General features: G+C 68.1%; 1 protein-coding gene. It reads right to left on the bottom strand.

Translation table 11 applies throughout. From position 1 onward, the window contains the following. On the bottom strand, window positions 1–1,944 hold a 1,944-nt coding region (locus tag ACTWQO_RS48390; RefSeq protein ID WP_443243797.1), incomplete at its 3' end, for a PhoX family protein. Between the last annotated feature and the right edge of the window lie 368 nt (window positions 1,945–2,312).

Raw genomic sequence — 2,312 nt, 5'->3', positions numbered from 1 at the left:
GTGCTGTACGGCGACCAGCACGCGCCGGTCCTGGATGACCGGGCCGCAGGTCTCCGCGCCGATCGGCATCGTCGCGAACTGCTTCAGCTCACCGCGCCGGTCACCGCGCGTAGCTACGCCGAAGAGACCGTCGTGGTAGCCGAGCTGGGCACCGTCGGTGGAGATCCACAGGTTGCCGTACCGGTCGAAGGCGACGTTGTCCGGGCAGGAGATCGGGCTGACCTTGTCCTTCGGGAACCCGGCGAAGTAGGTGGCCGGATCGTTCGGGTCGCCCGCGACCAGGAACAGCGACCAGGCGAACTTGGTGCTGTCGGCGCGGTTCCAGCGCTCGGTCAGCTCCAGGACGTGGCCGTGCTTGTTGGCGTTGCGCGGGTTGGCCTCGTCCGCCTTGGCGTTCGTGCCGGTACCGCGGTTGGAGTTGTTGGTGAGCGCCACGTACACCTTGCCGGTGTGCGGGTTGGGCTCGATGTCCTCGGGCCGGTCCATCTTGGTGGCGCCGACCTTGTCACCGGCGAGCCGCGTGAAGACGAAGACCTCCTCGGCGGTCATGCCCTCGACGTGGCTCTCGGCACCGTCGGCGGTGGCCGTCGCCAGCGGAATCCACACGCCGGAGCCGTCGAACTCGCCGTCGCTGGGGAGCTTGCCGGTGCCGTCGATCTCGATCGCGGGCGAGTCGCCGCTGAGCTTGGCGACGTACAGCGTGCCCTCGTCGAGCAGCGAGAGGTTGTGCTCGCGCACCGCCCTGCTCGACCCCTTCTTCATCCGCTTGCTGCCGACGAACTTGTAGAAGTAGTCGAACCGCTCGTCGTCGCCGGAGTACACGACCGGACGGCCGTCCTCCGTGAGCCGCACGGTCGCGCCCTCGTGCTTGAAGCGGCCGAGCGCGGTGTGCTTGCGCGGCTTGGAGGTGGGGTCGTACGGGTCGAGCTCGACGACGTAGCCGAAGCGGTGCACCTCGTTGGGCTCCTGCGCGACGTCGAAGCGCTTGTCGAAGAGCTCCCACTTGCGCTCGGAGGCGGTGGTGCCGATGCCGTACCGCTTGTCGGTGGCGCGGCTGGAGTTGGCGAAGTACTGGTTGAAGTTCTCCTCGCCGTGCAGCGTGGTGCCCCACGGGGTGGTGCCGCCGGCGCAGTTGTTGAGGGTGCCGAGCGCCTTGGTGCCGGTCGGGTCGGCGGAGGTCTTCAGCAGGTCCGAACCGGCGGCCGGGCCGGTGATCTTGAACTCGGTGGTGGCGGTGACACGACGGTTCAGCGGGTGCCGGGGCACGGGCTTGAGCTTGCCGGTCTTCCAGTCGCCCTCGACGACGACGGCGGACAGACCGTGGGCGGCCCAGGCGATCTCGACCTGCTCCTTGGTCGGGTTGGCGGCGTCGTAGCCACGGAACATGAGCACCTCGTCGGTGTACTCATGGTTGGCGACGAGGATCTGCCGGTTCCACTCGCCCGGGAGGGGCAGCAGTGCGAGGAAGTCGTTGTTGTACCCGAACTGACCGGCCTGCGCCTTGGCGGTCTGGTTGTCCGGGTCGAAGGCGGGGGCGCCGCGCAGGATGGGCTCGCCCCAGCGGATGACGACGTTCTGGGCGTAGCCGTCAGGAACGGTCACCACGTCGTTCGTGTTGGGGGCGACGGCGGCGAAACGAAGCCCGCGCGCACCCTTGGAGGAGGAGCCGTGCCTCGTCGCCTGGGTGGCGGCGGCGGCCTCCGGAGCGACGGCGCCGGTGACGGCGGTGCCCGCGGCGGCGGCCACCGTGACGACGGCGGCGGCCTGCATCACCGAACGGCGGCTGAGGGCGCCCTGGATGACGTCGCCGACGTATTCGTTGGTGGTGGTGTTGGGCACCTCGTGGAAGCAGGCGTTCCCACACCGGTACAAACAAGTCATGGCCGAACGGCCACCGGGATGCGAATCGGACGGCGTTCTGACGAGCGGGAGCGGAATGCGCACTTTGTTTTCCCCTTGCTTCCCCTTGAAACCAGCGTGACGGACGCTAGGCGCATGTTTGTGCGGGAGCGGGGCGACGCGATGAACTGGAGGTGAACTGGAGGTGCCTGTGCGTCCGTTACGGTCACAGCGGATGTTTGACCGGTCCGGCCCTTGACTCAAGACATCCCGCCGACCCGGCCCCTCCCCAAGATCGCCGTCCGGGGCCGCTAACCTTACGTGTCCGTCCTGGCCAGGGATTAGCGGGCATCAACTCACGCGAAGGGTTGCGTACATGGGCATTCTCACTCTCCTGCGGAACGCGTTCGGCCGCAGCCGAAAGGCCCGCACAGCCGAAGCAGAGGGTGCGACACCTTCGCAGACACCGGAAC

The sequence above is a fragment of the Streptomyces sp. 4N124 genome (assembly GCF_052245395.1).
Classification (GTDB): domain Bacteria; phylum Actinomycetota; class Actinomycetes; order Streptomycetales; family Streptomycetaceae; genus Streptomyces.
The sequence above is the reverse complement of the archived record's forward strand: the minus strand, read 5'-3'. Positions and strand labels throughout refer to the sequence as shown.